The organism is Amorphus sp. 3PC139-8, from assembly GCF_040750475.1.
Taxonomy (GTDB): domain Bacteria; phylum Pseudomonadota; class Alphaproteobacteria; order Rhizobiales; family Amorphaceae; genus Amorphus.
This window is the reverse complement of sequence record NZ_JABJVY010000018.1, coordinates 1-24,262: the sequence shown is the minus strand read 5'-3', so window position 1 is coordinate 24,262 and position 24,262 is coordinate 1. Positions and strand designations below refer to the sequence as shown.

The 24,262-nt window shown below is 63.5% G+C and carries 21 protein-coding genes; 13 read left to right on the top strand and 8 right to left on the bottom strand.

Translation table 11 applies throughout. The annotated features are described in order from the left end of the window. Window positions 1–2: 2 nt before the first annotated feature. The 7 genes from HNS03_RS16450 to HNS03_RS16420 all read right to left on the bottom strand — a co-directional run bounded on the left by HNS03_RS16450 (window position 3) and on the right by HNS03_RS16420 (window position 7,779). The gene (locus tag HNS03_RS16450; RefSeq protein WP_367196811.1) at window positions 3–1,505 is read right to left on the bottom strand and encodes an acetyl-CoA hydrolase/transferase family protein; all 1,503 of its coding nucleotides are present in this window, start codon (window positions 1,503–1,505) and stop codon (window positions 3–5) included. Between the two features lie 211 nt (window positions 1,506–1,716). Next, window positions 1,717–2,775, bottom strand: a complete 1,059-nt coding sequence (locus HNS03_RS16445; RefSeq protein ID WP_367196810.1) for a low specificity L-threonine aldolase — start codon at window positions 2,773–2,775, stop codon at window positions 1,717–1,719. Between the two features lie 55 nt (window positions 2,776–2,830). Then, on the bottom strand, window positions 2,831–3,991 hold the full coding sequence (recF, locus tag HNS03_RS16440) for a DNA replication/repair protein RecF (protein ID WP_367196808.1): 1,161 nt from the start codon (window positions 3,989–3,991) through the stop codon (window positions 2,831–2,833). A gap of 17 nt (window positions 3,992–4,008) precedes the next feature. Continuing rightward, complete coding sequence (gene dnaN, locus HNS03_RS16435; RefSeq protein ID WP_367196806.1) at window positions 4,009–5,127, bottom strand: DNA polymerase III subunit beta; 1,119 nt, start codon at window positions 5,125–5,127, stop codon at window positions 4,009–4,011. Between the two features lie 447 nt (window positions 5,128–5,574). Next, window positions 5,575–6,423 carry a class III extradiol dioxygenase family protein gene (locus HNS03_RS16430; protein ID WP_367196805.1) on the bottom strand — a complete coding sequence of 283 codons (849 nt, stop codon included), beginning with the start codon at window positions 6,421–6,423 and terminating at the stop codon, window positions 5,575–5,577. A 2-nt stretch (window positions 6,424–6,425) separates the two neighbouring features. Then, window positions 6,426–6,776: a protocatechuate 4,5-dioxygenase subunit alpha gene (locus tag HNS03_RS16425; RefSeq protein ID WP_367196936.1), complete on the bottom strand. Its 351-nt coding sequence runs from the start codon at window positions 6,774–6,776 to the stop codon at window positions 6,426–6,428. Window positions 6,777–6,897: 121 nt separating this feature from the next. Next, window positions 6,898–7,779, bottom strand: a complete 882-nt coding sequence (locus tag HNS03_RS16420; RefSeq protein ID WP_367196803.1) for an amidohydrolase family protein — start codon at window positions 7,777–7,779, stop codon at window positions 6,898–6,900. A gap of 173 nt (window positions 7,780–7,952) precedes the next feature. Here HNS03_RS16420 and HNS03_RS16415 point away from each other — a divergent pair, with 173 nt between their 5' ends. Together HNS03_RS16415 and HNS03_RS16410 are read left to right on the top strand one after the other, a co-directional pair. Then, on the top strand, window positions 7,953–9,197 hold the full coding sequence (locus HNS03_RS16415; RefSeq protein WP_367196934.1) for a LysR family transcriptional regulator: 1,245 nt from the start codon (window positions 7,953–7,955) through the stop codon (window positions 9,195–9,197). A 195-nt stretch (window positions 9,198–9,392) separates the two neighbouring features. Then, window positions 9,393–10,337, top strand: a complete 945-nt coding sequence (locus HNS03_RS16410) for a Gfo/Idh/MocA family oxidoreductase (RefSeq protein ID WP_367196801.1) — start codon at window positions 9,393–9,395, stop codon at window positions 10,335–10,337. Between the two features lie 517 nt (window positions 10,338–10,854). On the opposite strand, the gene HNS03_RS16405 is transcribed toward HNS03_RS16410, so the two are convergent. Further along, window positions 10,855–11,631, bottom strand: coding sequence for a LuxR C-terminal-related transcriptional regulator (locus HNS03_RS16405; protein ID WP_367196799.1), 777 nt, complete (start codon window positions 11,629–11,631; stop codon window positions 10,855–10,857). Between the two features lie 213 nt (window positions 11,632–11,844). Here HNS03_RS16405 and HNS03_RS16400 point away from each other — a divergent pair, with 213 nt between their 5' ends. The 11 genes from HNS03_RS16400 to HNS03_RS16350 all read left to right on the top strand — a co-directional run bounded on the left by HNS03_RS16400 (window position 11,845) and on the right by HNS03_RS16350 (window position 24,096). Next, entirely contained in the window at window positions 11,845–13,065 is a 1,221-nt protein-coding gene (locus HNS03_RS16400) for an acyl-CoA dehydrogenase family protein (RefSeq protein ID WP_367196797.1), read from the top strand. Between the two features lie 11 nt (window positions 13,066–13,076). Then, complete coding sequence (locus tag HNS03_RS16395) at window positions 13,077–13,664, top strand: NAD(P)H-dependent oxidoreductase (RefSeq protein WP_367196796.1); 588 nt, start codon at window positions 13,077–13,079, stop codon at window positions 13,662–13,664. Continuing rightward, the gene (locus HNS03_RS16390) at window positions 13,661–14,449 is read left to right on the top strand and encodes an alpha/beta fold hydrolase (RefSeq protein ID WP_367196794.1); all 789 of its coding nucleotides are present in this window, start codon (window positions 13,661–13,663) and stop codon (window positions 14,447–14,449) included. Before HNS03_RS16395 ends, HNS03_RS16390 begins: the two co-directional genes overlap by 4 nt. Before the next feature lie 21 nt (window positions 14,450–14,470). Then, window positions 14,471–14,917, top strand: coding sequence for a cupin domain-containing protein (locus HNS03_RS16385; protein ID WP_367196792.1), 447 nt, complete (start codon window positions 14,471–14,473; stop codon window positions 14,915–14,917). An 84-nt stretch (window positions 14,918–15,001) separates the two neighbouring features. After that, window positions 15,002–16,294 carry a nitrate/nitrite transporter gene (locus HNS03_RS16380; RefSeq protein WP_367196791.1) on the top strand — a complete coding sequence of 431 codons (1,293 nt, stop codon included), beginning with the start codon at window positions 15,002–15,004 and terminating at the stop codon, window positions 16,292–16,294. A gap of 1,324 nt (window positions 16,295–17,618) precedes the next feature. Next, on the top strand, window positions 17,619–18,509 hold the full coding sequence (locus HNS03_RS16375) for a LysR family transcriptional regulator (RefSeq protein WP_367196789.1): 891 nt from the start codon (window positions 17,619–17,621) through the stop codon (window positions 18,507–18,509). Between the two features lie 281 nt (window positions 18,510–18,790). After that, window positions 18,791–19,987 (top strand): multidrug effflux MFS transporter, encoded by a 1,197-nt coding sequence (locus tag HNS03_RS16370; protein WP_367196787.1) that lies wholly within the window; start codon window positions 18,791–18,793, stop codon window positions 19,985–19,987. A 333-nt stretch (window positions 19,988–20,320) separates the two neighbouring features. Further along, window positions 20,321–21,439, top strand: a complete 1,119-nt coding sequence (gene dctP / locus HNS03_RS16365) for a TRAP transporter substrate-binding protein DctP (RefSeq protein WP_367196786.1) — start codon at window positions 20,321–20,323, stop codon at window positions 21,437–21,439. Window positions 21,440–21,611: 172 nt separating this feature from the next. Beyond that, entirely contained in the window at window positions 21,612–22,187 is a 576-nt protein-coding gene (locus tag HNS03_RS16360; RefSeq protein WP_367196785.1) for a TRAP transporter small permease, read from the top strand. After that, the gene (locus HNS03_RS16355) at window positions 22,184–23,503 is read left to right on the top strand and encodes a TRAP transporter large permease (RefSeq protein ID WP_367196783.1); all 1,320 of its coding nucleotides are present in this window, start codon (window positions 22,184–22,186) and stop codon (window positions 23,501–23,503) included. The genes HNS03_RS16360 and HNS03_RS16355 overlap by 4 nt, the downstream gene beginning before the upstream one ends. A gap of 155 nt (window positions 23,504–23,658) precedes the next feature. Further along, window positions 23,659–24,096 carry a hypothetical protein gene (locus tag HNS03_RS16350; protein WP_367196782.1) on the top strand — a complete coding sequence of 146 codons (438 nt, stop codon included), beginning with the start codon at window positions 23,659–23,661 and terminating at the stop codon, window positions 24,094–24,096. Window positions 24,097–24,262: the final 166 nt, after the last annotated feature.

The window sequence follows — 24,262 nt, the reverse complement described above, 5'->3', positions numbered from 1 at the left end:
CATCATCGCGCGCCCGCATCCATCATGCTGCCGGTCTCGCGCAGGGCCGCATGCCAGGAGAGCGCCTCTTCGATGACATGCGGCGTATGTCCACCCCGGGCGACGGCGCGGCGATAATAGTCGGACAGCAGGTCGCGATAGGACGGATGCACGCAGTTCGCGATGACCGTGGCGGCGCGTTCGCGCGGGGCCAGGCCGCGCAGGTCGGCCAGTCCCACCTCGGTGATCAGAATGTCCACGTCGTGCTCGGTATGGTCGACGTGGCTGACCATGGGCACCACGCTGGAGATGGCGCCGCCCTTGGCAATCGACTTGGTCACGAAGATCGAGAGGTAGCCGTTTCGGGCAAAATCGCCGGAGCCGCCGATCCCGTTCATCATGTGGGTGCCACCCACATGGGTGGAGTTGACGTTGCCGTAGAGATCGAACTCCAAGGCGGTGTTGATGCCGATGATGCCGAGGCGGCGGATCACTTCCGGGTGGTTGCTGATTTCCTGCGGCCGCAGGATCAGCCGCGACTTGTAGCTGGGAAGCAGCGGCAGGACCTCCCGGTATTTTTCCTCCGATAGCGTGATGGAGGAGCCGGAGGCGAAATCCAGCTTGCCGGCGTCGAACAGGTCGAAAGTCGAATCCTGCAACACCTCGGAATACATTTTCAGGCTGTGGAACGGCGTGTCGATGAAGCCGTGCATCACGGCGTTGGCGATCGTGCCGATGCCGGCCTGAAGCGGCTGCAGCGCATGGGTCAGTCGGCCCTGTTTCACCTCGTTGAGGAGAAATTCGGACAGGTGGCCTGCGATCGAGCGGGTCTCGGCGTCCGGCGGCAGCACGGTCGAGGACGAGTCCAGCTTGTGGGTGATCACGATCGCCGCGATCTTGTCGGGATCGATGGAGATGAAGGGCAGCCCGACCCGGCTCTCCGGCGCCACCACCGGGATAGGCATTCGGGTCGGCCGGTGGGTCGGGATGTAGATGTCGTGCAGCCCTTCCAGGATGTCGGGCTGGGACGTGTTGATCTCCACGATCACCTTGTCGGCGAGGATGGCGAAGCTCGCGGAATTGCCGACCGAGGTGGTCGGGACGATGCCGCCTTGTTCGGTGATGGCGACCGCTTCGACCACGGCGACATCGACCGGTCCGATCTGGCGACTGCGTAGCAGTTCGACCGTCTCCGACAGGTGCTGGTCGATGAACATGACCTCGCCGTCGTTGATCTCCTTGCGCAGATATCGGTCCGACTGGAACGGCATCCGGCGCGACAGCGCATGGGCCTCCGCAAGCGTCTTGTCGAGATCGTTGCCCAGCGAGGCGCCGGTGATCAGCGTGATCTTCAAAGGCTCGGCCTTGGCCCGCTCGGCAAGCGCCAGCGGCACGGCCTTCGCCTCGCCGGCGCGGGTGAACCCGCTCATGCCGACGGTCATGCCGTCGCGGATCAGGCGCGCGGCCTCCTCCGCGGAGACGATGCGGTCCAGAAGGTCACTCCGACGCACGCGCTCATGAACCATGCGACACTGTCCTCGACTTCTACGTTGCTACTCAAACGGGGCCCCCGGTCGCGGGGCTTATGCGGTCCACCGCGCGTGACGGGGTATCCTGGCGTATGTCCCGGTCGGATCATTGGAATCAATGCGGGTGGACCGTGCTGATTGTCGCAGGTGCAACCAAACGCGCCTTACTTCCGCGCAAATCCAATGGCGATCTTGGGGGGCGGTCGCGTCAGTCGCGGTCGAGTGCGTCGAGGAAGGCGTCGATCTCGCGATCGGGGGTGGCGAAGTTTGTGATCATGCGCACGCGGGTTTCGCCGGGCCGCGAAGCTTCGCTTTCCGGCGCGCCGCGCACCTCCCAGGGATAGATGCGAGCACCTTCGTCCTGAAGCCGGGCGAGCCGCGCGGCGGCGATATGGGCGAACACCTCGTTCGACTGGCACGGCCAGGCAAGGCGAGCGTTCTTCGACCGCTCGAGTCCGGCGGCAAGGCGTCCGGCGGCACCATTGGCCCGTCCGGCGAGTTCCAACCAATGGTCGCCGTCCAGCATCGCGAGCATTTGGGCGGAAATGAACCGGCTCTTGGAAAAGAGATGGCCGGCCTGCTTGCGGTGGGCGGCGACGTCGGGTGCCTTGGAGCGGTCGAACACGACGATCGCCTCGGCACACCAGGCGCCGGTTTTGGTCAGGCCGAACGACAGGAGATCGACCCCGGCCTTCCAGGTGATCTCCGCCGGCGTGCAGCCCAGGTGGGCGACGGCATTGGCAAAGCGTGCGCCGTCCATGTGGACCGTCATGTCCCGCCTCCGGGCGATGTCGGCGATCGCCGCAACCTCGTCTGCAGTGTAGGCGGTTCCCGCCTCGCTTGCCTGAGAGAGGCTGACGACGCGCGGGGTGCCGCGCTGGAAGGAGCCGGCGGGATAGAAGGAGAGCGCGCGGTCCAGAGCGTCCGTATCGATCTTGCCGTTTGCACCGGAGAGCGTGGTCAGCGTGAGGCCTCGGCCGAGAAAGGCCGGCGCGCCACCCTCGTCGATCGCGATATGGGCGTCGGCGTGGCAGAAGCCGATCGCCCCGGGTCCCGACGCTGCGGCAAGCGACAGGGCGTTGGCGGCGGTTCCGGTCGCGACGAAGAAGACCGCCACATCCGTCTCGAACGTCTCCGCGATCTTGGCCTCGGCCGCTTGGGTGAGGTCGTCGAAGCCATAGGCCGGGGCGAGGCCGTCGGCGGCCTCGGAGAGCGCGGCGGCCACCTTCGGGCTCACGCCGGCCCAATTGTCGCTGGCAAAATTCATGGACGTATCCTCGTCTCGGGCCTGTTGAGGATCAAGTGATCCCTTTTCCGGCTCGTCATGACGGTTGCAGCCGACCGTCGCTGACGCGGAAGATCTGGGCGCGGTCGCCAATCGCTTCGAACAGGATCGGGTCGGTGCCGGTCATGAAGGTCTGGCCGCCGAGCCGGTCGAGCCGGTCGAACAGGGCCCCGCGCCGGCCGGGATCGAGATGGGCGGCGATCTCGTCGAGAAGCAGAACCGGTGCCCGGGCGTTCGCGGTCGCCACCAGTTCGGCATGGGCGAGCACGAGCCCGATCAGGAGCGCTTTCTGCTCGCCGGTGGAGGCAAGCGCGGCCGGCATCTCCTTCTCCGCGTGGGTTACGACCAGATCGGCCCGATGCGGCCCGGTGAGCGTTCGCCCGGCGGCGCGGTCGCGCGGTCGCCCTTCCCGCAAGAGGTCGCGAAACGGTGCCTCTAGGGCGTCCGGCGCAACATCGGGGCCGGCGCGCGCTTCCAAGTCCCCTTCGAGCGCGATCCATGCGTGGGGAAAGGCTGCGGGATCGGCCGGCACCGCAGCGATCGCGACCTGGAAGCGCTCGACCAGATGCCGGCGGGCAACCACGATCTCGGCGCCATGGCGGGCAATTTCGCTTTCAATTGCGTCGAGCCAGGCAGCGTCGGCGCCGGGCTCGTCCAGGAGGCGATTGCGATGGCGCACGGCCTTTTCATAGGCTGACACACGCCGTCCGTGTCCCGCGTCGAGCGCCATCACCAGCCGATCGAGAAAGCGGCGCCGATCGCCGGCGGGCCCGGTGAAGAGGCCATCCATCGCGGGCGTCAGCCAAAGTACGTCCAGATGGGTCAAGAGCGCATCCGAGGTCGGCGCGTCTTCGCCGTCGATGCGGATCCGTCGGCTGCGCGGTCCTGTGCCGTCGGGGGCGGTTCCGGTCCCGATCGAGACCGATCCGTCGTCGGTGTCGAGAACGGCGTGCACCGTCCAGCCGCCGGCACCGCCGGTCCGGGCGACGGCGTCATAGGTCGCCCGTCTGAGACCGCGGCCGGGCGACAGGAAGGAGAGCGCTTCCAGGAGGTTGGTCTTGCCGGATCCGTTGGCGCCGACGAGCACGACGGAGCGCCCGTCGAAGCGCACGGAAAGCTGGGCGTAGTTGCGGAAGTCGGTCAGAGTCAGCGCCGTAACCGCGACCCTGGAAACGGAAGGGTCGGTCGCGGACGCCATGGCGGATGGCTCCGCCGTCACACCCGCATCGGCATCAGGACGTAGAGCGTCCGGCTTTCGCCGATGTCGTGGACCAAGGTCGGCGAGCCCGGATCGGAGAGCTTGAACTCGGCGGTCTCGGTCTCGAGCTGGCTTGCGATATCCAGCAGATAGCGCGAGTTGAAGCCGATATCGAGCGGATCGGCGTCATATTCGACGACCAGCTCTTCCGTCGCGCTGCCGGAATCCGGGTTGTTGACGGAAAGCGTCAGCTTGCCCGGCTGCAGCGACAGCTTCACGGCCCGGCCACGCTCGCTCGATACGGTGGAAACGCGGTCGACAGCGCTGGAGAACTCCTGGCGGTCGACATGCAGAAGCTTGTCGTTGTTCTGCGGAATGACGCGGACATAGTCCGGGAAGGTGCCGTCGATCAGCTTGGAGGTCAGCACCACGTGCTCGAAGGTGAAGCGGATCTTCGCGTCGGAGAGTTCCAGCGCGACGGTCTCTTCCGGATCTTCGATCAAGCGCTGGATCTCGCCGACCGTCTTGCGCGGCACGATCACGCCCGGAATGCCGGCAGCCCCTTCCGGCGCCGGGATCTCCGCCTGGGCGAGCCGGTGGCCGTCGGTCGCGACCGCGCGCAGCATCGTGCCGTCCGGGCTGTCGACGGTGTGCACGTAGATGCCGTTCAGATAGTAGCGGGTCTCTTCGGTCGAGATCGCGAACTGGGTCCGGTCGATCAGCCGCTTCAGATCGCCGGCCTTGAGCTTGAAGGCATGGCTGAAGGTGCCGGCGGTGATGTCGGGAAAATCCGATTCCGGCAGGATCTGGAGCGCAAAGCGCGAGCGGCCGGCGGACAAGGTCAGCGTGGCGCCATCGCTGTTGGTCTCTAGGACGATCTGCGCCCCTTCCGGCAGCTTGCGCACGATGTCGTGCAGCATGTGCGCGGGCACCGTCGTGGAGCCGGTCTGCTCCACCATCGCCGGCACCTGCTCGGTCACCTCGATGTCGAGGTCCGTGGCCTTCAGGTTCAGCGCACTGCCATCGGTACGGATCAAGACGTTCGACAGAATCGGGATCGTGTTGCGCCGTTCGACCACGCGATGCACGTGGGTCAGGGATTTCAAAAGATGAGCCCGTTCCAGTGTCGCACGCATGGCCTTGAGACGTCCGAGGCTGGTGTTGTCGAAAAGGAGACCGGCCGCCGATTGGAGGAACGACCGGCCCAAAGCGGGGCCGCTTCGGGGGAGCGCAAGTTGCAGCGATCGGGGCTCGGATGCAAGCCCCGTGTGCCGAACGGCGTCAAAGAGAAGCGCAGCCCGTCAGTTTTCGGGGGAAGATTGCGTGAGATTGCGCGGCGAAACGGGTCGCGGGGCCGGGAAGCCATCGCCACCGCGATGTTCGGTGTTGGCCCCGTTGAGCTTTCCATAGAATGAGTGGCGTGTAATTGGGCCACTCTGGAGCCGAGCCCGATCTTGGGGCGGGATCGCGCTATGAGCGCTGTACCGAAAAGGTCCGCCGCCGAAAGCTGCAGCGCTGAGACATTATAGGAAAGCGGGACCGAATGGGTCCCGCTTCTTGCACGGCTTTCATATCTTCCGGGATCAGGCCGCGCACTCCAGCATCATGGTGCCGGCACCGGTGTTGGAGATCGGGATGTGATAGTGCTTGTGCACCGGCGTCACATGGTCGCCGAGCGTGCCGCGCATCATCATCCACATCAGAAACTCGGTGCCCTGCGCGCCGGCTTTTTCCACCAGCTCCATCCGGCTGATCTTGGTGAGCTCTTCCGGAGCGGTGACGATCTTATCCAGGCACATCTGGTCGAACTCCTTGTTGATGAAGCCCGCTCGCTGGCCGTCCAACTGGTGTGACAGCCCGCCGGTGCCCAGCACCACGATTTTGATGTCCTCCGGATAGCTGAGCAGCGCCTTGCGCAGCGCCTTGCCGAAATCCAGTGCCCGCTTCAGGGTCGGGATCGGATGCTGCACCGTGTTGGCGCTGATCGGTACCACCCGCGGCATGTCCGGATTGTTCGGTGCGCCGGGCCAGAAGAGCTGCATCGGCACCACGAAGCCGTGATCGACCACCAGCTCCTGGCACGAGGTGATGTCGAACTCCTGCTCGACCATGCTCTCGATGATGTGCCAACTCAGCTTCGGGTCGCCCGGAAAGGGCGGCAGCTTGGGGATGCCCCAGCCTTCGTCCTCGTTATGGTACTCGTGCGCGGCCCCAATCGCGAAGGTCGGCATCTTGTCCAGAAAGAAGCCCAGGCCGTGATCGTTGTAGATGTTGATCGCGACGTCCGGCTTGTGATCGGCCAGCCATTCGCGGATCGGCGGATAACCGTCGAAAAAGGGCTTCCAATACGGGTCGTCGAACAGCTTTTTCTGGATGGCATTTCCGACTGCCGGAATATGCGAACTCGTCAATCCACCGATGATCTGTGCCATCGTCAGTCTCCCGCGCGTCTCAGTTTTTCTTTGAATTCTTCCTTGGTCATGCCGGTCTGCTGGGCGCCGACATCCTGAACGTCAAGGTTGAAGATGCCGGCAAATTTGGCGAGATAGTAGATGTTCCCGCCGGCGTCGATCATTTCCAGGACGTTCTTGTTGCGGCAGGCGCGCTTCTGGCTTTCGTTGAGGCCGAATTTTGCCATGTAGGCTTCAGGATCGGCCAAGTATTCGGCGCGCGCGTCCGCTGAATTAAACGAGTAGCACATCTTATTGAGGGCATATCCCTTCATGGCCTGCTCGCCATCGAAGATCGTGGTTCCCTCGATGTGGTGGGGGTCGGCGGATATCATCTCCATGAGAAGTCTCCCGGTGATGTTTAATCTTAAATTGTAATCTTGCTTGGCCTTTCGCATATGCAGGCTAGCCATTTCGCGTTGTCCGCTTCCCGCGAAGCGGGCGGGGGCAGACGATTTATGTTTTCGAGGCCCAGTAGAGGCGCATCGGGTTTTCCACCAGCAGAGCGGTCTGCAGCGCCTCGATGGGGGCGATCCTCGGAATAACGTCCACGAGCTGCCCATCGTCGGGCATGTGCGATTTCATGTTCGGGTGCGGCCAGTCGGTGCCCCAGAGCACGCGATCGGGAAAGCGCTCGACCAGCATCCGGGCGAACGGAACCACATCGTCATAGGGTGGTCCCGCGACCGTGAGCCGCTCCGGACAGCTTACCTTGGTCCAGATATGCGGGTTGTCGGCGAGCAAGGCGACAAAGCGCTGGAAATCCGGATCTTCGATGCCTTTCGCCACGTCCGGGCGGCCCATATGGTCGACCACGACCGGGGTCGGCAGGGTGGTCAGAAATGGGGTCAGTTCGGCAAGGTCCGGAGCCTCGAAATAGACCACCACATGCCAGCCAAGCGGCGCAATCCGGTCTGCCAACGCCCGCGAGGCATCTATTGGCGTCGCATCGACCAGGCGCTTCACGAAATTGAACCGCACGCCCCGCACGCCGGCGGCATCCATCGCGGCAAGCTCCGCGTCGCTGACGGCTGACGGATCGACTACTGCCACCCCGCGCGCTCGCTCGCCGGCGGTGTTGAGCGCGTCCAGAAGTGCGGCGTTGTCGGTGCCGTGGCAGGAGGCCTGCACGATGACGTTGCGCGCAAACCCCAGGGCATCGCGCCGGGCGAACAGCGTCTCCTTCGGCGCGTCGCATGGGGTGTACTTGCGCTCCGGCGCATATGGAAACCGTTCCGCCGGGCCGAACACGTGGCAATGGGCGTCCACGGCGCCCGCCGGCGGGCGGTAGCGCGGCCGGCTCGGGTTCGGGTCAAACGGCAGATAGTCTCGATCCATGGACGTTTCTCCATGCCCTTAAGCTCGGCTTTCTTCGCTCGCGCCACGAGGGGCGGCGAACCGAGAAGCCTTGTTGTCTCCATTAAGGCGCGCCGGGACGCCGGCACCATTTCGAAGCTTGGCCGGAGCCATTTGGATTTGTTATAGATGTGTGAAATCGAGGGGAGGACGTCATCGAAACCAGGTTTCCCAACATCCGCCATCTGATTGCGTTTCGGGAGGTGGCGGAGACCAGGCGGATCGGGCTGGCGTCGGAGCGGGTCCATCTTTCTCAGCCTGCGATTACGCAGGCTATTGCGAAACTCGAACGCGACATCGGCGCGCCGCTGTTCGAGCGCCGGCCGGACGGCATGTATCTGAGCGAGGTCGGCGAGATCTTCGATCGGCGCATCGCCCGCGTGATCGAGCATTTGAAGCTCGGCGCGCAGCTTGCCCTCAGACGGGCACCCAGGACGTCGCCGGCGGTCGGTGCGCGCGAGTTTCATAAGCAGGTGACGCCGCCGCAACTGCATGCGCTTGTCGCGATCGCGCGGGCGGGCAGCTACAGTCAGGCGGCCTATGAGTTGGGGGCGACGCAGCCGGCGGTGCATCGCGCGGCGCGCGAGCTGGAGAGTTTGGCCGGCACGCCCTTCTTCGAGCCCTCGCGCCGGGGGGTGACGCTGACGCCCTCGGCCAAGGCCTTTGCCCATCATGTCCGCCTCGCGGCCGCCGAATTGCGTCAGGCGCATTACGAGATCAGCGCCTTTCAGGGCCGGGATTCCACTCGGATCTGGATCGGCTCGCTGCCGTTGTCACGGACGTCGATCCTGCCGACGGCAATCGACGAGCTGCTGGTTTCCAGCGGGCCGGGGTTGCAGATCCGGTGTGTCGATGGACCCTATCAAGCGCTGCTGCGCGATCTGCGTCATGGCGAGCTCGACTTTTTGATCGGCGCGCTGCGCGATCCGCCGCCAGTGGGCGATATCTCTCAGGAGGTCCTGTTTCACGATCAGCTCGTGATCGTGGGAAATGCCAGCCATCCGCTGACCCGCGCCTCTGCGCCAACCATTGCCGATACACTGGCTTTTCCGTGGATCGCGCCGCCGAAGGATACGCCGTCCGGCGCCTATCTGTTTCAGAAGCTGAAGATCGAGGACCAGCCGCAGACGCCAGTCAGGATCGTGTCGAGTTCGCTGGTGCTGGCGCGTGGGCTGATGATGCGCCGGGATTATCTGACCATCATGTCGGAGAACCAATTCGAGATCGAACGCGAGCAGGGGCTTTTGGCGTCCATGCCGGTGCCGTTGCCCGATTCCACGCGGGCGATCGGCTTCACCTATCGCTCCGATTGGCGCCCGACCCCGACCCAGTCCCGCTTTCTGGACCTGATCCGGGCCTATTGCCGGCGCGCCTACGGCGAGGGCATTTCTTCTAAGTAGTTCCCCCTATAACAAGATCGAATGGCAAATGACGCTATTCAATTTCGGCCATCCTGGCCGGTCCCGTATCCCTACGCCATCTGGTAGAGAGCGCTCGCCGAGCGCTGCGACGCGCATCCATGGGGCGTTCGACATAAGCAATTGCTAGTGGTTCGCATTTTTAAGAGCGAAACGCGGCTGACAGGAGGATAGGCGATGAGGATCTGTGTGGCCGGTGCAGCCGGCGCATTCGGCAGCAAGCATCTGGACGCGCTCGCCCGCATCGATGGCGTCGAAGTTACCTCGGTCGTCGGCGGTGCTCCGGACGATATCGACAAGGTGGCGCGCGATCGCGGCGTCGGCCATGCGACGAAGGATTTGGCCGAGAGCCTGGCGCGCGACGATGTCGATGCGGTCATCCTTGCCACCCCGACCCAGGTCCACGCCGAGCAGACGATCGCTTGCCTGAAGGCGGGCAAGCACGTGCTGTGCGAGATCCCGATTGCCGATTCCCTGGCGGATGCGCGCCGGGTCGTGGACGTGCAGAAGGAGACCGATCTGGTCGCGATGGTCGACCATGTGCGGCGCTTCAACCCGTCCCACCAATGGATGCACAAGAAGATCGAGGCGGGCGAATTGACCTTGCAGCAGCTCGACGTGCAGACTTATTTTTTCCGCCGCTCTAACCTGAACGCCAAGGGCGAGCCGCGCACCTGGACCGACCATCTTCTGTGGCACCATGCCTGCCACACGGTCGACCTGTTCCAGTATCAGACCGGCGGTGCCGCCGCCGAGGCCTTTGGCCTGCAGGGGCCGAAACATCCCGAGCTCGGCATCGCCATGGACATGAGCATCGGCATGAAAGCCCAAAACGGCGCGATCTGCACCTTGTCGCTCAGCTTCAACAACGACGGGCCGTTCGGCACCTATTTCCGCTATATCTGCGACAACGGCACCTATCTTGCCCGCTATGACGACCTCTTCGATGGCTACGACAAGCCGATCGACTTGAGCGGCGTTGCGGTGTCGTCCGATGGCGTCGAACTCGTCGACCGCGAATTCATCGCCGCGATCAAGGAGGGGCGGGAGCCCAACAGCTCGGTCGTCCAGGCGCTCCCGACCATGGAAACCCTCGACCGGATCGAACGCTGCATGAGCTGAGGGGAGCCATGGCGGCTGGTGTCGGAGGGCGGGGCGATTTGATTGCCCGGTCATCGGCTGGCACTCGACAAGTAGGATCATCGGCTCTGGCAGCAGATCCTGTCGCTTCTATCCGGCGAGAACCGGTTTCCTCCGCCGCAAGGTCGGGAATGCGCTGCCACGGTGGGCGCGCACGAACTTGATGTGCGCCGCGTTCTGAAGGTGATGGCACGTCAGCAGCGCGTGGCCGAGTTCGCGCCGGATCGTTCCGCATCGATCGGAAACCTATCTGGCAGCGGCCCCGCAAGACGCCTCTGCCGGCACGATTGGGGAAGAGATTTGCTCGCTCCGTGTAGGGCGACCGGACTTAAAATCGAGCATCTCGTTGCGGAACCGCGAGATCCCATTTGTGGTCCTGCAGATCCCGGCGCTGGTCGCGCTGATGGTGTTCCCAGCCGTCACGCGCTGGCTTCCGAAGTACCTGTCCAACTGAGGCGTGGGAGATCGTGCGGAAGGCCCCGGCGCAGGTCGGCCGACGTCAGTGCATCGGGTTCCGGGTCAGATACGCGGCCAGCTCGGTTCGATTTCGGACGTTCAGACGGCGGCACAGATTGCCCACGTGCTCTTTCACAGTGTGATCCGAAATGCCCATTTCCTGAGCGATCATCTTGTTGGACTGGCCACCACAGACCCTATGGGCCACCTCCGCAGCGCGCGGCGGAAGCCAGCGGCGCAGATTTTCGAGCGCGGTTTCGGAACCAAAGACCGGTGCGGCGTCCGCCACGATGCCCTGAAGACGACCCTTTTCCGCCATCGCCTCCATCGCGATCGAAGCAGCTCGGGCCAAAATCTCCATCCACTCACGGGAATCGGCGGAATAAGGGGCATCCTCGCATCGTGTAGCGGTGTAGACACAGCCGTAAATATGACCTTCGACCGTGAGCGGGGCACACATGTTGTGGTGCAGTCCCCACCGGCGAAGCAGGTCATAGACCTTGCTCTTCTGCCAGTGACGTGCGCCGAGAAGTGACAGCCCGTCCACCGCCTGCCGCCGGGTCATGATCGCATCGAGTAAAGGGTCGGCGCGACCGAGGCCCTCACTGTATTCGGCGGTGAAGCCATCCGGGACGCCGTTGACGAAGAGCAGTTCCGGCCGTTCGTCCTGCAATCGGTAGAGCCCGACGATCGGACACCCAGTCATCCGCTGGAGGCCGCAGAGATAGGCGTGCCCGAGCGCAGGAAAGCTGGTGCTCTCGGCGATCTGGAAAACACTGTCCGCCGTTGCCGACGGAGAAATCTCCTCAAGGCGCGCCATTCGGCTCCCCCAAAAGGAATTGGGATCGAAATCTCGGGGACACTCCCAACGACGATTGCAGCATTTCCGACGGCATGCCGTTTGGTCAAGCCCATTTGGTGAGCACGGTGTGCGTTTTCGAAGTCATTCACCCCCCGTCTGGGGGGCTTGAGGGGGGCATCATCTGGTTTCAAGCTCGCGGTCAAATGACAAAATCCAGAGGAGAAGAAGAACGTGAGCCTCGCAGAAGAAACCAAGCAAACTTCACCCACGGAAGAAGAGCTTCATCGCCGTCTCGACAACATCCTACCCCTGATCGAGGAGCGTGCTGCTGAGGCCGAAAAGCAGGGCTACCTTACCGATGACGTGGTCGAGGCGCTGCGCAAGGCTGGCATCTATACGATGATCTTTCCGAAGGAGGTCGGAGGCGCCGAGCTCCTGCCGGTCGAGGCTATGAGGATTGCCGAGCGGATCGCCTATGTGCACGGCTCCACCGGCTGGTGCACCATCGTCAACAACATGGAGGGCACGAGTATGGCTCTCTATATCGAAGACGAGGGGATCAACGAGGTCTTCCGCGAGCGGCCGGACATCACCATTGCTGGCAACGGCGTTCCCCGCGGGTTCGCGCGCCGCGTCGACGGCGGCTATATGATCCGCGGCAAATGGGCCTACGCTAGTGCTGTCCAGCATGCGGAGTGGATCCACACCGGCTGCTTCGTCGTAGACGATGACGGCGAGATGATCATGCTGGAGAGCGGCCAGCCGAAGATCATCATCTGTCATCACCCACGTGAGACGATCGAACTTCTGGGCAACTGGGATGTGCTCGGTCTGCGTGCCACCGGCAGCTTTGACTACACGCTCATGGGCGCCGACGAGCTCTTTGTTCCCGATCACATGCTCTACGACTTCAACATTGGAGCTCCGCGCCGCGGAGGCCCGCAGGGCGCCCTAGGCCTCGCCGGTTACAGCGCATGGGCGCACACCGGCTGGGCAGTCGGCGTCGGACGACGGGTGCTGGACGAACTGGTCAAGGTAATCGTCGAACGCCGCGATCCGTTCGGCCTCTCGAAGGACAGTGCGAGCTTCAAGTTTCAGTTCGCTCAGGCCGAAGCGAAGTACCGGGCCGCCCGCGCCATGGCCTACGAGACCTGGGAAAGCGTGTCGGACGCCTGTGCCGCGGGACAGAAGCCGTCTCTGGAGCAGATGACGATGGTGAAACTCTCGCTTCGCCACATCCACGATGTCATCTCAGAGGTGTCGACCTTTGCGCATCGGCACGCACGCGGCGCGTCCCTCCACAACACGCCCATGCAGCGGGTCTACCGGGACATCCACGCTGGCACACAGCACATCCTCATGGCGGATCAGATCGTGGAGGAGTGCGGCCGCGCGATGCTTGGTCTCCCGGGCGAAGGGGCGAGTTGGACGGTCTTCGGGGTGGCCGGCTGAAAGACCGGCCCATGCATACCGGCAAGATCATCGGTTTCTGCGGTTCGAGCTGGCGGCCTGCAAAACCACGGGCCTTGGTGGCGGCGGTCGGAGAGACCCTTGAGAATCGATACGGCCTCTCCGTGGAGCTTGTCGATCTCGTGGATGCCGGTCCAGGACTGGGGGCGTATCGGCGGGACGATCTCGACGATCCCGCGCGTGCCGTTCTGGAAGATTTGGAAGGCGCGGACGGCCTGGTCATCGGGTGCCCGGTCTTTCAGGGCTCCTATCCGGGCCTGTTCAAGCACGTCTTCGACCTCGTTCATCCGTCGGCCTTGCGTAACACACCGGTGCTTTTAACGGCAGTCGGAGGCGGCATGCGGCATTCGCTCGTCGTCGAACATCAGCTGCGGCCCCTGTTCGGCTTCTTCGAGGCTGCGACCGTGTCGACGGCCATCTACGCCAGCGCCGAAGAATTCGTGGAAGGCCGACCTGTCGGGTCGATGCTCGAAGCGCGCCTGGCCAATGCCGCCGAACAGTTCGTCAGTCTGGTCCATCGGCGGTCCGCAGCCGCGCAATCGGGAGTGCGGGAACCCGCAAATTTCGGAGAAATATCGTGACTAAAGCGAGCCTCGACGGCTTCGAGCGATCGGAGCACGTGGTCAATGGCGTGAACACGGTCGTGCTCTCCATCGGAGAGGGGCCGGATCTCGTCTTCCTGCACGGAACCGGGACATTCACCGGTTTCGATATGGCGCGGCTGTGGGCCGAAAAGCGCCGCGTCATCATCCCGTTCCATCCGGGCTTCGGCCAGAGCGACACCGATCCCGGCATCGATTGCGTGGAGGACCACGTCCTCCATTATATGGACCTGTTCGATCAGCTGGGACTCGACCGATTCGAGCTGGCCGGCTTTTCGGTGGGGGCATGGATCGCGGCCGAGTTCGCGATCCGGCAACCGACCCGGGTGGAACGGTTGGTGCTCGTTGCCCCTGCGGGTCTGGTGGACGAAGAGACGCCGGCGCCGGATATCTTCACCATTCCGCCGCAGGAACTGCCCGCCTATCTGGCGCACGATCCTGCTGTGCCTGTCAGCTATTTCCCCGCCGAACCCGATCCCGCATTCGAGGCGCAGCTCGGTCGCGAAATGCAGGCACTCGGGGTGCTGGTGGCTGCAAACCCCCAGGGAAATCCGAAACTCGCCCGCTGGGTGCATCGGCTGACGATGCCGACCCTGCTGCTGTGGGGGGCGAACGACCGGTTGCGTCCCACCGCGCAGAGCGAAACGTGGATGAAGCTTCTGCCCGAGACCGCGCGCCGTGAGCTCGTATCGGAAACCGGCCACCTCGTCTTCGAGGAAACCCCGGCCGCCGGCGTCGTCGTCCTCGATTTTCTCACCGACTGATATCACCGAAGGAGCAACTTCATGGCGCAACCCGCCGGTATTACCCGGGCACCGGAGGCCTATGACGGCGCGGTTTGGAACATTCTCGGCCAGACCTATGTGCTGAAGGAAGTCGACGAGAGTTCGATGGCCTGGCACGCCACCTTCCCGTCCGGGACGTTCGTGCCACCGCACATCCATCCGACCCAGGACGAGTTCATCTACATGTTCGAGGGGACCTTCGATATCTGGCTCGATGGCCAGGACATGAAGGCTGGCCCCGGCGACCTGATACGCATGCCGCGTGGCCTCGGACACGGCATCTTCAACAACTCCTCCTCGGATGTGACTTGCTTCTTCTGGGTCTCGCCGGCGCGCGAACTGCGCCAGCTATTCGAGCGGATCCACAACGTTCCGGATCCGGCCGAAGTCGTGCGGATCGCCGCGGAACATGAGGTCGACTTCCTGCCGCCGCCGACCCAAGACTGAGGTGGAGGGCCGACGGCCCGTAAAGAGACTGCGGCCACATCTTTCGACCGACCAACCAAACTCATCAATAAAGAGGGGTGTTCGATGAGTATGGCTCCGACCTACGAACGGCTTGCGCCGGGCGACCGGTCCCGCGTCAAGCAATGGCAGATCGGGATGCTGGCGCTTGCCATCGTCTGCGAGATGTTCCTGGCCGCCGACTGGTATGCGCTTGCGGCCGTCATTCCTTTCATCTCCGAGGACCTTCAACTGAGCGCCGGACAGGCAGGGTTGGCGCAGGGGATCTTCGCGCTGACCTACGGCATCGGCATGGTGATCTGGTCCCCGATCAGCCGGACCATGACAGCCCGGCAAATGCTTCTAATGGGTCTTGCCGGAACCGGTGCCGGTATGTTGCTGCAGGTGTTCGTCCAGAGCTATTGGCAGCTCATCGGTTTGCGGCTCTTCATCGGCTTCTTCGATGCGGCGATTTTCATCGGCAACATGAAGCTCATCTTTGGATGGTTTCCGCAGCGACGTCGAGGGATGATGGTCGGCGTGATCTTGGCGGCCTACAGCCTTGCCATCACAGCAGACTTCGCCCTGGGCATTCCGCTCGCCATATCGGCGGGATGGCGGACCTTTTTTGCGGTGCTGGCCGGGGGGACACTGGTGGTGGCCTCGGTCAATGCCTTCGTCGCGCGCAACGGTCCGGCAAGCCTGGGCTATTCTGGCTTCGTCTGGGATGACGACGAGCCACGGGAAACCAGCCTGCCGCTGACGGCCATCTTCCGATCCAAGTGGATCCTGGTCTCGGGCTTCGGCATTGCCGCCTGTACCTTCGCCATCGCCGGAACCGCAACCTGGGTGGTGCCTGCCTTCATTAACGTCCAGGGCATGGCGGTTGAGAACGCGGCCGTCATCGGCTCGTTGATGGGCATCTCGCAGGTGATTTTCCTGATCATCGGCGGCTATCTGTCCGACAAGATCGCCAAGCTGACGATGATTAAGGTCGGAGCCGGGCTGGCGTTCTTGACGGCGCTCGCGTTCACCGCAGCGACCATCTACCCGATGGGTTTTCTCTGGCTGGTTGTCCTGGCCGGTCTGAGTGGCCTGGCGGTGTTTGCCGGCGGCGCGATCTTCGCGCTGCTCAGCGAGAAGTATCCTCCGGAACTGGCGCCAGCCGCGGTGGGGTATGCCGAGGTCTTCGGCATTCTCTCCAGCTTCCTTGCGCCGTGGATCATGGGGCTGACCATCGACCTGTCCGGAGGATCCTTCACCGCGGCCTTCGTCGTCTTCGCGGTCGGGGAGGCCCTGTTCCTTGCAATCCTGGTCGTGCTCGCCCGGGAGAGCGAACCGGGTTCGGTCGCGCACCCGCAGGCGAATCCAGCCGAGTGACCGGAGAACACTCTCCTTGCCGATCGAGGCAATCCGAGCGAAAGCGAACCGCTCGACGCTCTGAAGCCGAAGCTGTTCCCTGATCGTTCGGGGGACGGCTGACCGTCCGGCCAACGGCCGCAGTGCCAGCCAAGGCAGCCGTCGAAGTGGTGAATGATGCCATGCAGCTCACGCCTTCGCTGCATGGCGCTTGCGCCCTTCGGCGCTGATCGCTTCACGGTCCAGAAATCGGTGCTGCTCTGGGGCAGGCCCGCCGGCAGCCACAAGGCTGCCCTTCGGCTGCCGCTGCGTGGCGGCCTTGACCCTGCCGATCGAGGGCCTGTCTATCTGCTGTGGCGAGCGAATGGAGACGTGGTGGCGTGGGCGCGGCTGGTCCTCTCTGCGCGTGGGGCTTAAAATCCGGGTAGGGTTGTTAGCCCGTCCTGGGTGGGTTCGACCTCCACTCTCTTCCGTCATTTTCGCGCTGCGCGCCGAGCGCACCGGCTTCAGACCGCCGGGCATTCCGGCCCATCGTTTCGGCCTCGATCAAGAAGCGCTCCGCGTCCAGCGCCGCCATGCAGCCCATCCCGGCGGAGGTGACCGCCTGGCGAAACAGATGATCGGTCAGCCCGGCCGGATTGGATCCGATGATCGGAGCTGTGCTGTGTTTGCTTACGCGCTCCCAACCTTTCTATGAGTGCAAGGTCTCAAGCCTTACTTCGGGTCGTGGATTGGCTTGATCCCACCGGCATCAGGCAAACCTCTCCCGTCCCGGCAATCTCATGCCCAATAGGTATACAAGAATACCGAGCGCGCGCGTCGCGTGACGGGCAGGAATGGCTGATTTTTAGGATGTTTTAGCGGATAACCTATCCACCCACCTTGCTTGATTCAAAAAATCAAGCGATTTATGTATACATATCTACTCAAGGTCGTTGCCTTGTGCAAGCGCGCTTCTGTCGGTGCTTTCGGGACCGGCGCGTGGCGGTCCAATCGGAAACCCTCTTATGCGGCGCGCCGCCGAATTCGATGCGGATGCGTAGTCGCGTCGCCCCGGCCGTTCGTAAAATGGCCGTTTCCGTGCGCAATCGACACCGTGTTGGCCGTATCACACCCGTTGGCGCGTCGTCGCCGGCCAAGAAAATCAAGACTGAAAAAGCGAAAAAGCAAAGGGAGAGAGAAACGCAATGCAGAGGATAGATCCCAGACAACGCGTTGGTCTGGCGTTGGACGTTCTGAAACCAGCGGCGAACCCGCACCGGAACCGGCACGCAGCGTCGTGGATGCGCGGGTCCGGCTCTCCGCACCACCACCAGACGCGTCCGTCGATTGGAGGTGGCCGGTCATGCCGCTTCTGATCGATATCAAGGCGTTTCTCGTGAGTGCGCGGCTTGGCGGTTTCTCGGGCGCTGCGCGGGAAATCGGCACCACGCCCTCGGTGATTTCCAAGCGCGTGACGCGACTGGAGCATGAGATCGGCGCCAAGCTGTTCCGACGCACCACCCGCGAGCTTACGCTGACCCCCGACGGAGAACGCCTGCAGCCGCGGTTGCAGGAACTTGTGGCGGAGCTGGAGGATACGCTCCTGACCCGGGGCGAAGCCGGCGTCGAATTGCGGGGCTCCATGCGGGTGCGGGCGACCACCACGATCGGTGCGCTCTATGTCGGCCGCTCGGTGACCGGCTTTTTCGCCGAGCATCCCAGCATGAGCATCGAGCTGCATCTGATCGACCGTCAGGTAAATCCGCTGGAGGAAGGGTTCGACGTTTCGCTCGGGGCGCTGCCGCAATGTTTCGCCGGGGTGCGGGAAACGCCGCTTTGTCCCTATCCGCGTCTGCTTGTCGCGGCGCCGGACTATCTGGAGCGGCGCGGCATTCCCCAGGTGCCCTCCGACATCGTGAACCACGATTGCCTGGCCTTCGTGTCGGTCGGTCACACCTGGGGCTTCGTGGGCGCGAGCGGGCCGATGTCGATTGACATCCGGGCCAGCTACACCGTCAACGACAGCCGGATCCTGGTCGACGCGGCGATGGATGGTCTCGGGCTGGCGATCGTCCCGGAATTCCTGGCGCGCGAGCCGCTTCGCGATGGGCGCCTCATAACGGTGATGGACGATTATCCGGTCGTTCCGCTCTGGTACAAGGCACTGGTTCCGCGTCATAAGTCGCTGCGGCCGGAGGTGATCGCGTTCGTCGAGCACATCCGCCAGACGTTCGATCCGCCGCCCTGGGGGTAAGGCGCCGGGTGAACCGGTCTTGGGCGATGCGTTCAGCGGCGTCGAACCTGACACGTTCAGCCGTTCACGGAATCGCAGAACGGCTCTACTTTGTTGTTTTAACGCGTTTCCGCACGGCCAACCGGCGTCCACTTGGCCTGGAAACGCTCTGGCCTTTTGCGATTTGGATCAGCCGTTTTCGCGCGCCCTGCAATCCCGGGCGCGCGAAAATGCGCTATGAAATTGGGTCACGGCTAGGCGGATTCGACCGGGGCGCCCCGGACTTCGGAGAAAGGGTGGATATGCGGCCGGTCTTCCTCGATCGAGCCACCCCGCCCACGATCGGAACCCTGATCGCGCTCGCCGGCATCGCAGCGATGTCGATGAACGTGTTTCTGCCCGCCTTGCCGGAGATGGCGGCCGATTTCGGCACCGACTACGGCGTCATCCAGCTTTCCGTCGGCCTGTTTCTCGCCTTCGTGGCAGTGACCCAGATCGTTCTGGGACCCGCCGCCGACCGGTTCGGCCGACGCAATGTGATGCTGTTCGCGTTCGGCACCTACGCGCTTTCCAGTCTCGGCTGTGCGCTCGCCCAGGATGTCTCGCTGTTTCTGGTTCTCCGGATGGTGCAGGCGATCGTCTATTCCGGGATCGCACTTGCTCGCACCATCGTTCGCGACACCATGAGCACCGACAAGGCGGCGTCGCGGATCGCCTACATCACAATGGGCATGGCCGTGCTCCCCATGATCAGCCCGACCTTCGGCGGCCTTATTTCGGAGGCGGTCGGTTGGCGCTTTGTGTTCTGGCTGATGTTTGCGCTCGGCCTGATCGGCCTTATGCTGGTCTGGCTCGACGTCGGGGAAACCCGGCCGGCCGGGTTCACGAGTTTTCGCGATCAGATTCGCAGCTATCCGGTGCTTCTCAGCTCCGGCCGGTTCTGGTGTTATTGCATCGCGATGGCCGCGGCGGCCGGTACGTTCTTTTCTTATCTCGGGGCTGCGCCCTTCATCGGGGCGGAAATCTTCCGGCTCGATTCCGGCACTCTCGGAATCCTGTTCGGGTCGACGTCGGTGGGCTATGTCAGCGGCAGCTTTCTGGCCGGGCGGCTGTCGATCCGTTTCGGCGTGCGCCGGATGATGTTCGCGGGGGCGATCACCACGGCGTCCGCGCTTGCGGTTTCCTTGACGATCTTTCTTCTGGGCAAGGGCAGCGCCGGCAGTTTCTTCGGCCTGATGGCTGTGGTCGGTGCGGGCTATGGCATCACGCTGCCGAACGCGATGACCGGTCTTCTCTCCGTCGATCCGAAGCTGGCGGCGTCGGCCAGCGGGGTCGGATCTGCCGTCATGGTCGGAGGAGGGGCCGCGCTCTCCGCCCTTGCCGGTGCGGTGATGGTCGCCGGGGCCGGGCCTGAGCGGCTGCTTCTGATCCAGTTTGCAAGCGCTCTCACGGGGCTCGCCGCCACCTTGCTGCTCGCTCGCCTGGAGACCCGCGCTTAACCGCAAGGGGGCTTTTGCGAAACGCAAAAGATCACCACGCAGTTTGAGGCATTCTCACCTGATTTCCCGCTGCGTACAGTTTTGGTGACTGTCCTCGATGCGGGTTACTGCGACGCGGAAATCGATTTTCTGCGCGCGCTCGCTGTTTGTTCCGCTGGAAGAAGGCGTGTTGGGGCATCTTCCTGATCTGATGCCGAAATCTACAGAGATGTGACGCCGAGGGACGGCCGGACAGACGCGGCGGAGACCGCGTCGCCGGACGTGACAAACGGTGTCCGGAAGCCTGCCGGCGGGGGCAACGCAGGCAAAAATCAAAGGGGAGGAAATCGTCACATGCGGACGACGGGTTTGATGTGTGCCGTTGCGATGGCGGCAACGCTCGCCGGAGTGCCCATGGCGCAGGCGGAAAACTATGTGTTCAGCTCCTGGTTCGGCCAGAACCATCCGGTGAACTGGCAGGGACTCAAGCATTATTTCGATCTTTTGCGCGAGAAGACTGACGGAGAGGCCGATTGGCGGCTCGTCACCGGGGCACAGCTCGCCAGCGGTCCCGGTACGCCCGAAGCGGTCGGCGACGGACTCGTCGACGCCGGGATTGCGATCGCGCCCTACCAGCCGCGGCTGATGGCGGCGACCAATACGATCTTCTCCTATTCGTTGCTGGGTCCCGACGAGCTCGCCGCGGGCGGCGCGATGAACGAGGCGGTTCTGCTCGGCTGCGACCAATGCAAGGAAGAGTATCACGAGCTGAACGCGGTCGGCTTCGGCGGCTATTCCGCCACGCCCTACCTGTTCATGTGCCGTAAGCCAATCAAAACGGTCGACGACCTGAAGGGGCTCAAGATCCGTTCGTCAGGTGGCGGCGTTTCCATCTCCGAGATCGCCGGCGCGACGCCGGTCTCCATGTCGCCGGCGGATGCGACCACGGCGCTGGAGCGCGGCACCATCGACTGCGTGCTGGGCTCGGTCACTTGGCTGCAAAGCTATGGCTACATGGATGTGGTCGAAGGTGTCGTCGACAGTCCGATGGGCATGGGCGGGCCGCCGCTTCTGATGTTCGTCAACCGCGATCGCTGGAACGACATGTCGTCGGAGGTGCGCAAGGCGCATATCGAGCTCGCGCCCGAGCTCATCGCGAGCGCGGAGATCGACGGCAACCAGGTCACGGAAGCCAAGATCGTGGCGGACGCCAAGGCGCGGGGCATTACCTTCACGCCTGACAGTGAAGCCTTCCAGGACATCATGGTCGAGCACGACAAGCGCCAGATCGGCCGGGTGCTTGAGGAGGCCAAGGACGCCGGGGTCGAAAATCCCGAGAAGTTGATCGCCTTCTACAAGGATGCCTACGAGAAGTGGAAGACGCTTCTTGCCGAGAACGGTCGTGACCACGACACCTACGTCCGGCTGCTTTGGGACGAGGTCTACTCCAAGGTCGATCCCGACAAGCTCTAGAGTCTTTCCGGCTCAGATGGACACATCTAAGCGACGAGAAATGGCTCCGGACTTAATCGGGTGAGCAAGTCCTTGCCGTTCAAATCGAGTCCATTTGGACGGGACATGCTCTGAGTTCTCCTCCGAAAACCGCATAGCCGTTCGGTTCCCTCCTTCGGAAGGAGGCGCCCGGATGGCCGCAATCGAGGGACGCATGAGCGTCATCAAGCGTATCTTCGACCGTGTGGTCGACGCCGCCGCATGGATCGCCGGGATCGCGACGGTGCTGATGATGTTTCACGTCACGGCCGACGTGATCGCTCGCACCTTCTTCCACGCTCCCCTGACAGGAACGCTGGAAATCGTCGCGAACTACAATATGGCCGCGCTTGCCTTTCTCCCGCTGGCGCTGATCGCCCGAGAGCGCGGGCACATCTTCGTCGAGCTGTTCACCGGATGGATGGAACCGAACCCGCGCGCCATCCTCGACGGGTTCGTCGCCATCGTCACGACCGTCTACATCGCCGTCTTCACCTGGAAGGCGTTCGAGGTGGCCGTCGATAAGACCCGCATCCGCGACGCCAAGGAGGCGGGCTTCGGCTTCGTCGAGGTCTGGCCGGGTCGCTGGCTGGTGTTCGTCGGCTTCGGTCTGATGCTGATCTACGTCACCTACTACATGGTCCGCGATCTTCGCGACGGCTTCACCGGACATGCGGAAGTGCGCGAGGCCGAGCGCACCCACATCCCTGACACTGAGGAAAATCTGTGAGTCCCGAGCTTCTCGGTTTCGGCAGCCTGGGTCTCGTGCTGCTTTTGATCGCGGTGCGCATGCCGATTGGCGTTGCGCTCGGCGTGGTGTCCTTTATTGGCTTCACCCTCCTGCGCAACGAGCGGGTGGCGCTCGCCATGATGGCGCAAACCCCGTTCGAGGTGGCCGCCAACTGGGGCCTGTCGGCGATCCCGATGTTCATCCTGATGGGCACAATCGCGCACGCCTCCGGTATCTCCGAGGCGCTTTTCCGTGCCGCCCGGCTGTGGTTGTCGGGGCTTCCCGGGGGCTTGGCGGTCGCCACCAATTTCGCTTCCGCAGGCTTTGCGGCGGCGTCGGGGTCGTCGGTCGCGACCGCCGCGACCATGGGCCGGCTCGCGATCCCGGCGATGCTGAATGCGGGCTACACCCCATCGCTCGCAGCCGGCGTGGTGGCATCGGCCGGTACGCTGGGCGCGCTCATCCCGCCTTCGATCATGTTCGTGATCTATGGCGTATTTGCCGAGGTCTCCATCACCAAGCTGCTCATCGCGGGCGTCATTCCGGGGATCCTGACGGCGTTCGTCTACGCGGTGATGATCATCGGACGCTGCGTGCTCGACCCGAAAATCGCGCCGCCGAATCATAGCGAGATTGCCAAGCGCGAGCTCTGGCAGGCGCGCTGGCAGTCGCTGTTACCGGTCTGGCCGCTTCTGGTGCTTATCTTCGGCATTATCGGCGGGCTCTATGGCGGCATTTTCACGCCGACCGAGGCGGGTGCGGCCGGCGCGTTTCTCTCCGTGGTGATTGCCGCCACCCAACGCCGGCTCACCCCCGACGTGATCCGCGCCAGCGTCATGGAGACGATCAAGACCACCGCGCAGCTCTTCTTCGTGGCCTATGGCGCGGTAATGTACACGCGCTTCCTCGCCCTGGTGGGCTTGCCGGACATGATGGCGGGCATGATGGGCGACTGGGCGCTCGACCCGGTGCTCCTGCTGATCGGGATTTCGCTCATCTATGTCGTGCTCGGGATGTTTCTCGATCCGCTCGGCGTTCTTCTTCTGACCTTGCCGATCGTTCAGCCGATGTTCGAGGCGCTCGATCTGGATCAGATCTGGCTTGGCGTTATCGTGGTCAAATATATCGAGATCGGACTGCTGACCCCGCCTGTCGGCTTTAACGCTTACGTTGTCAAGAACGTCGTTGGCGACAAGATCCCGCTGCACACGATCTTCAAAGGGATCGGCTGGTTCCTGGCGTGCGAACTCGTGATCATGGCGCTGTTGCTCGGATTTCCGCAGCTGTCGCTCTGGCTGCCGAATTCCATGGGGTAAGGTTCTCGCCCGGCGGGCGGTCGCATCGCGGAAATCGAAAACCGGCTTTGCGGAGAGAAAAGCAAAGCCAGCGCAAGCCTCACGTCAGCCAGATCGGGTGCTGTCATGGAGCGCGTATGCGCGCAGCGGATCGGCAGCGCACGGGAATTGATTGGATGTCGCAAGATTTGTTTGAGGATCGCGTGCGGGCCAAGGCGACCCGTCCAGCTGCACTGCCGCGTCTTGCGCTGTCTGCGTTGGCGATGCTGGTTGCGACCGCGCCTGCTCTGGCCGATCCCTATCAGCGCGGCAATGGCGGTCCCGGTTGGAACAATCCTCCGGGATGGTCCGACCCGCATCGGCCCGACTGGAACTCGCCGCGGTGGCGGCATGACGTTGGCGATTGGGCGGCTGCCGGGGTCGCGGGCGCCGCGGCCGGATCGATTGCGGCGGGTGCGCTGAACGATTGGGCCTGGCGCAATGCCGGTCCGCCGCCCGACGAAAGTATCGACGGTCCGCGCTTGCCCGATGCGGCGAGCGGCGATCAGGGACAACCGGCCGAGCCAGCGGGCTGCTACACCATCGGCGTACAGCTCTACTGTCCGAACCAATAGAGCAAAGCCAGGAAAAGTGGGCACCGGTTTTCCGCCCGGCTTTGCGAGGAAGGAACCGGCAAAGCCAGGAAAAGTGGGCACCGGTTTTTCGCCCGGCTTTGCGAGGAAGGAACCGGCAAAGCCAGGAAAAGTGGGCACCGGTTTTCCGTCCGGCTTTGCGAGGAAG